General features: G+C 69.9%; 8 protein-coding genes. 4 read left to right on the forward strand and 4 right to left on the reverse strand.

Going from position 1 to position 6189, the window contains the following annotated elements; all coding sequences use genetic code 11:
• The first annotated feature begins 26 nt into the window (after positions 1-26).
• Positions 27-530, forward strand: coding sequence for a DUF2231 domain-containing protein (locus tag Aco03nite_RS13680; RefSeq protein ID WP_203795428.1), 504 nt, complete (start codon positions 27-29; stop codon positions 528-530).
• A 32-nt stretch (positions 531-562) separates the two neighbouring features.
• Here the strand turns inward: Aco03nite_RS13680 and Aco03nite_RS13685 are convergent, their stop codons facing one another.
• Entirely contained in the window at positions 563-1075 is a 513-nt protein-coding gene (locus Aco03nite_RS13685) for a PaaI family thioesterase (protein ID WP_203795429.1), read from the reverse strand.
• Positions 1076-1131: 56 nt separating this feature from the next.
• Here Aco03nite_RS13685 and Aco03nite_RS13690 point away from each other — a divergent pair, with 56 nt between their 5' ends.
• Positions 1132-1638, forward strand: coding sequence for a winged helix-turn-helix transcriptional regulator (locus Aco03nite_RS13690; protein ID WP_203795430.1), 507 nt, complete (start codon positions 1132-1134; stop codon positions 1636-1638).
• Positions 1639-1640: 2 nt separating this feature from the next.
• Here the strand turns inward: Aco03nite_RS13690 and Aco03nite_RS13695 are convergent, their stop codons facing one another.
• Together Aco03nite_RS13695 and Aco03nite_RS13700 are read right to left on the reverse strand one after the other, a co-directional pair.
• Positions 1641-2126 (reverse strand): GNAT family N-acetyltransferase, encoded by a 486-nt coding sequence (locus Aco03nite_RS13695; RefSeq protein ID WP_239145131.1) that lies wholly within the window; start codon positions 2124-2126, stop codon positions 1641-1643.
• Between the two features lie 140 nt (positions 2127-2266).
• The gene (locus Aco03nite_RS13700; protein WP_203795432.1) at positions 2267-3127 is read right to left on the reverse strand and encodes an arylamine N-acetyltransferase family protein; all 861 of its coding nucleotides are present in this window, start codon (positions 3125-3127) and stop codon (positions 2267-2269) included.
• Between the two features lie 31 nt (positions 3128-3158).
• On the opposite strand from Aco03nite_RS13700, the gene Aco03nite_RS13705 reads away from it, so the two are divergent.
• Positions 3159-4349, forward strand: a complete 1191-nt coding sequence (locus Aco03nite_RS13705; RefSeq protein ID WP_239145132.1) for an MFS transporter — start codon at positions 3159-3161, stop codon at positions 4347-4349.
• On the opposite strand, the gene Aco03nite_RS13710 is transcribed toward Aco03nite_RS13705, so the two are convergent.
• A complete protein-coding gene (locus tag Aco03nite_RS13710; RefSeq protein WP_203795433.1) occupies positions 4309-5541 on the reverse strand; it encodes an SGNH/GDSL hydrolase family protein in 1233 nt (410 codons plus the stop codon). The genes Aco03nite_RS13705 and Aco03nite_RS13710 overlap by 41 nt on opposite strands.
• A gap of 99 nt (positions 5542-5640) precedes the next feature.
• Here Aco03nite_RS13710 and Aco03nite_RS13715 point away from each other — a divergent pair, with 99 nt between their 5' ends.
• Entirely contained in the window at positions 5641-6147 is a 507-nt protein-coding gene (locus Aco03nite_RS13715) for a hypothetical protein (protein ID WP_203795459.1), read from the forward strand.
• Positions 6148-6189 lie beyond the last annotated feature (42 nt).

A 6189-nucleotide genomic window follows, 5' to 3' on the forward strand; every position in this document is an offset into this window, starting at 1 on the left:
GGCGCCCACCGCCCCAGGCTGAGGTGATGCAGAGCCGCATCCGCATCTCCGGGCACGGGATTCAGCCACTGTTGCTGATGTTCCCGCTGGGCCTCTTCTGGATGGCGTTCGTCCTCGACCTGGCGACACTCCTGGGCGCTCCGGCGATGGTGGGCACGGTAGCTTTCTGGAACCTGCTGGCCGGCCTCTCCGGTGGCTTGCTGGCCACGGTCGCGACCGGCTTCGACGCGGTGACGGCGATCGGCCCGGCAGCGTCCCGGACCGGTTTCCTGAGCCTCCTGCTGGACGTGGGCGTCCTGATCGTCTTCGCCGTCCTGACCCTGACCAGAACCCGTTCCCCGGACCGCAACGCCGAGCCGGCCCTCCTGCTCCTGGAGGTGACAGGCGTAGCGGTAGCCGGTTTCGGAGCCTGGTTCGGCGGCCGCTTCGCCGACCCCCGGGCCCCGATCGCCTCCCGAGCCGACCGCCGCGCCGCCCCGGCCCCGTTACCGATCACCGAACTACTCACCGGCCACCGCCGCCGGCGCTAGCGCGGCGGCCCGGGGACCATGCGCCGGGCGTGTCAGGCGACCGGCAGGTCGAAGATCATGCAGCTGGACGTCGCGTGGGCGATCAGGCGGCCGGCCGTGTCGGTGATGCGGGCCTCGGCCAGGGCGGTGCGGCGGCCCCGCTGCAGGACGGTGCCGGTGCAGGTCAGGCGGCCGCCGGCGATGGTGGCCGGGCGCAGGAACTTCACGTTCAGGTCCATGCTGGTGTAGCCGACCCCGGCCGGCAGGGTGCTGTGCACCGAGCAGGCGGCGGCGGTGTCGAGCAGGGTGGACAGGACACCGCCGTGCACGGTGCCGAGCGGGTTGTAGTGGAACTCCTGCGGGTCGAGCTCGACGGTGACGGTGCCCTCCTCGGCGCGCATGTTCCGCCCGTCGATCAGGTGCATGACCGGGGGCGGCGGCAGCTCGCCGGTGGACATCGCCTGCAGCAGTTCCAGTCCGCTGCGCCGGCCCACCAGATGCGCGTGCTCGGCCGGGTCGGACCAGCCGAACGTGCGGGTACGCGTGCCGTCCTGAGTCTGCGTCATGGATGCAGGCTCGCAGAGGCTTGCTGCGTCTGTCAACGAGACTTAGCCTTTCCCACATGCCGAGCGTGCCGAGCACATCTCCCGTCGCCCTGAACTGGTCCGTCGACAACTGCACCATCGAGCGGGCGATGGGCGTACTCGGGGAGAAATGGACCCTGGTGGTGCTCCGGGAGGTCTTCGCCGGGATCCGCCGCTTCGACGACATGCGGGTGCGCACCGGCATCCCCCGCCAGGTGCTCACCAACCGGCTGCACACGCTCGTCGAGAACGGGGTGCTGCGCCGCGATCCGTACCGCGAGCCGGGCGCCCGCCTGCGCCACGAGTACCGCCTCACCGAGAAGGGTTTCGACCTCTACCCGGTGATGATCGCGCTGGCCGAGTGGGGCAACAGATACCTGGCCGACCCCGAAGGACCCCCCATCTCGTACGCCCACCGCGACTGTGGCGCCGAGCTGACCCTGGACGTGGTGTGCGCCGACGGCCACCCCGTGACGGAGAAACGCGCGATCCAGCCCCGCCCCGGCCCGGGAGCACGTCCCCGGACCGGATCGGGATCATCGTGACGTCATCGCGACGAACTGAGCGGCAGCGCCCGGACCAGCATCCGGTGCGACCGCCAGCCGGGGAACGGGATCAGATCCCCGACGTGCTGGAACTTCAGGCCCTGCAGCGCGCGCCACACCCGCGTGTTGGTCTCGGCGACCGCGAGTGAGGTGCGTTCCTCGGTCCGCTGGTCGAGGAGTTCGGCGAACAGCCGCACCCCGATCCGGTGCCGTTGGGCGGCCGGGTCGACGAACGCCTCACAGATGGCGAACGTGCGCCCGTCCCACTCTTCGACGAGTTTCGGATCATCCACATCGGTCAGGTCCCGCCACCACAGCGTCTCGGCCGGCAGCGGACAGCCCATCACCGCACCGACCAGCTGACCATCCACATAGCCGAGTGCGGTCTGCGCTCCCGGCGCCCGCACCGTCGCGATCAGACGGTCCTCGACCGACGGTTCACTGTGGTCGATCAGGTGCAGGTCGGCGACATGAACCCGTCGATACACCGCCGCAAGTTCATCGATGTCGACCTTCTCGGCAAGGACGACAGAACTGGTTGATTCCTCGCGTGCCCCCACGCCTGAACCTCCGTTTAGCTCCAATAAGGCAAGCCTTACCTAACCAGAGCCGGTTTCACAAGGTTAACTCAGGGCTTCTTCTCCCGCAGCCAGCGGTCGTGCGCCGCGGAGGCGCGCTCCCACAGAATCGCCCGCTCAGCCGCGTCGAACGTCATGCCGAAAACACCGTCGAGGGCCGCGAAATATTCACTTTCGGTCGCCAGTTCGGTCAGCACGTCACCGTCATCGATCCGGCGCAGATTCCGGGCCCGCAACACGTCGACCCCCGCCGCGTCCCGCCGGGCGGCCATCGGAGTCAGCACAAAACTCGAGGTCGCCGAGGTCGACATTTCTTCGTGCTTGACCCCAAAATCCGACATTCTTGCTTTTTCCGTACGGAAATCCAGGCCCCGGAAGCTCCCCACCGGATCGTGGTCGAACCGCCAGCCGCCCGGCTCCGCCTCCGACGGCCGCAGCGCGTACCGGAACGGCCCCTGCTCGTACTCCCCCGTGACCAGCGGCAACGGCCCGTGCAAACCGTCACCCATGCCCAGGTCGACGAACCACTCCCCGTCCGGTGACGCGTCCGACGGCAGCCCGGAGACGGTCAGCGCCAGGTGGCCCCCGTTCGCGCCGGCCTGCTCGTCCCGCCACCCCTGCACACCGCCGACATGCCTGGTGACCCGATAACCCAGAGCCCGCAGCAGGAGCGAGAACGCCCCGTTCAGGTGGTAGCAGTAGCCGCCACGCCCGGCCAGGATCCGGCCCACCGCCTCGCGCGGGCAGACCGTGACCTGACGGCCCAGCGGTATCCACAGCACCTCGTACGGCACCCGTTCGGCGTGTGCCCGGTGCAACGCGGCGAGAGCCGTCACGCTGGGTTCATGGTCCTCCATTTCGGGCAGACCGAGACGAGTCAGATAAGCGGGCATGTCGATGCTCACAGGCATGGACAGCACGGTAGCCGTCTAGGATCCGCGAGTGACGATCAGTGACACCTCCTCCCGGCGCCGGCCGGTCATCACGCTGCTGGTCGTCTGCCAGAGCTGCATCGGCCTGATCTTCGGCGGGATCGGGTTGTTCCTGCCGTTGATCCGCACCGATCTGGGCATCAGCTTCACCGAGGCGGGCACCCTGGCGGCGGTGAGCAACCTGACGTACGCGCTGATGCAGGTGCCGTCCGGTTATCTCGCCGACCGGTTCCCGCCGCGACGGCTGTTCATCATCGGCATGGTCGGGCTGAACGTGCTGTCCGCACTCTTCGCCGTGCTCGACGCGTACCCGCTGCTCCTGATCGATCAGGCCCTGGCCGGGATCTTCCGCGCCCTGGTCTTCATGCCCGGCATGCTGCTGATGACCGAACTGTTCCCGCCGGGGCGGCGGGCCAGTGCGATGGGCCTGTACGTGGTCGGCGGCTTCTCGTCGAACATCCTGCTCAGCGCGGTCGGCCCGCTGCTCGTCGGACCGCTCGGCTGGCCGCTGCTGTTCCTGATCTTCTCGGCGTTCGGGCTGCTCACCATCGGGTTGTACCGTTTCCTCGCCCCGCCGTCGGCACCGAAGCCGGCCGGTGATCCGGTCCGGTTCCGGGAGATCCCCGGCCTGCTCCGGCAGCGGATCGTCCAGCTCACCGCGGTCATCCAGTTCACCCGGCTCTCGGTGGCCCAGGGCTTCACGTTCTGGCTGCCCAGCTATCTGGTCGTCGACCGCGGGCAGTCGCTGGCCACCGCCGGGCTGGTCGCGGCGGTGGCGTCGGCGATCAGCGCGCCGGTCAACTACCTCGGCGGCTACCTGTCCGACCGGATCAACCGGCCGCTGCTGGTGATCGGCGGCTCGCTGACGATCCTCACCGCCGGGCTGAGCCTGTTGACGTACGTACCGGGAATCCTGGGTGTGATCGGGGTCGTCGCGCTGATCTCGGTGGCGATCCAGGTCTACTTCGGGCCGCTGTTCGCCCTGCCGTTGCAGGTCCTCGGTGATCGCAACGCCGGCCTGATCAGCGGCCTCGGCAACTTCTGGGCCAACCTCGGCGGTTTCGCCTTCGTCTACGCGCTGGGCGCCGTCAAGGACAGCACCGGATCGTTCCGGGCCGGATTCCTCAGCCTGGCCGGGCTCTGCGTGGTCGCGCTCATCGCTACCTGGCTGACCCGGCCGGCACTGAGGCGAGCCGGGTAGGCACCGCGGCGGCCAGCGCGGCGTGCCCCACCGGGTTCAGGTGCAGGTGATCACCCGCGTCGAACCCCGGATGCAGCCGCCACGGCGCGACCGGATCACGGACCGCCTCGTCGAAGTCGGCGTACCCCTCGAACAGCCCGCCCCGGATCGCGCTGTTCACCGACTGGCGCGCGGTCTCCCGTACGCCGGCGAGATCGTCGTAGATGTTGCCGCCGAACGGCGTGAGCGTGGCCCCGAACGTCCGCAGCCCGCACGCCCGCGCCCGGACCACGATCTGCCGGTACCCGGCGATCAGCTCGGCGGCCACCCGGCGCTGCGCCGCCTCCGACGCCACCGTCGTGCCCAGGTCGTTGACCCCCGCGAAGACCAGCAGGCGGGCGGCGCCACCGATGGCGAGCACGTCCCGGTCCAGGCGGGCCAGGGCGTTCGGGCCCAGACCGTCGCGCAGTACGCGGTTGCCCGCGGCCGCCTGGTTCAGGATCGCCAGTCCCGGGTCGCGCAGCCGGTCCTGCAGCAGGTCGGGCCAGCGGTTGTTGCCGTTCGTCGTCGATCCCCGGCCGTCGGTCAGCGAGTCGCCCAGGATCACCAGGGCCGACGCGCCGGTGGTGAGCACCTCGACGCCGCTGATCAGGTACCAGTGGTCGATCGGCACCGCGGCCGGCAACTCCACGTCCGCGTGCCGGTCCCCTTCGATCAACCACGATGTCGTACGGGATCCCGGATGTGACGTCAGCCCGCCGTCCAGACCCTCCCGCAGGTACGTGGTGATCGTGAGGTTCGCCCGTGCGGCCGGCGCCATGTCGACCGGGTCGGAGACCACCTGCGCCCCGGCCGGAACCGTCACACCCCGCTCGCCGCCGAAGGTCAGCGGACGGCTGCTGCCGGGTTCGATCCGCACCGCACCGGCCCGGCCGCCGTCGGGCACCGCGACCGCGGCCGCGGCGATCGACAGGTCACCGGCGCCGAACACGTTGGCGAACCGGACCCGCACCCCGCGGCCGCCGAGACCGACCCGCACGGTCTGCCGCAGGGTGGTGCCGGACAGGGCGGTGAACGGTTCCGGTGGCAGGTTGTGGCGTTCGGTGAGCTGCGGAGCAGCGGTCCAGGCATGGATCCAGCGGGGTCGTGGCGGCGGTCCGGAATCGATGATCAGCAATGGGGAGGCGGCCCCCAGCAGGGTACGACGCCGCATGTCACGGAACGTATAGCCGCGTCTCGATCTCGTCAACATGCGTTTGGGAGCGCTCCAAGTTAAACTCGGACGCGGACCATGATCGGAGGTCGGCTCCACATGCTGATGGCCCTGCTACTCGACGCCGCCAACATCATCGGCGGACTGCTGCTGGCCCTGCCGATCCTCGGCAGGTTCCCGGTCGTCGCCCGGATCACCGGGCCGCTGGCCCGCTGGCAGTGGCTGGTGGGGATCGTCGCCCTGGTCGCGGGGGGCTACTACCTGATCGTCCACCTGATCTCCGGGCCGCACCTGTTCCACTTCGAGGTGGTCGGCATCGCGGTCGGCGTGATCCTCGCCTGGGACCGCCTGACCGGCAAGAAGCCCCTGGTCACCGCCGCCGCATCCTCCGGCACTACCTCTTCCGGCGCCGCTTCTTCCGGGACCTCGTCGCCCGGGATCGGCTGGCCCTCGGCCGGCAGCCCGCCCGAGCACGCCACCGCCACGTCACCCCAGACGGCCCCCGCCCCGGCCCCGGCCGATCTGTCCGGCCCGGCCCTGCTGATCGCGGTCTTCGGCATCATCGCCATCATCGTCGGCATCCAGGGCCTGTTCACCCCCAACTGACCGCCCTCATCCGCGCGGCGGATCCAGCCCCGCGGTGATCCC

This window comes from Actinoplanes couchii, assembly GCF_016862075.1.
Taxonomy (GTDB): domain Bacteria; phylum Actinomycetota; class Actinomycetes; order Mycobacteriales; family Micromonosporaceae; genus Actinoplanes; species Actinoplanes couchii.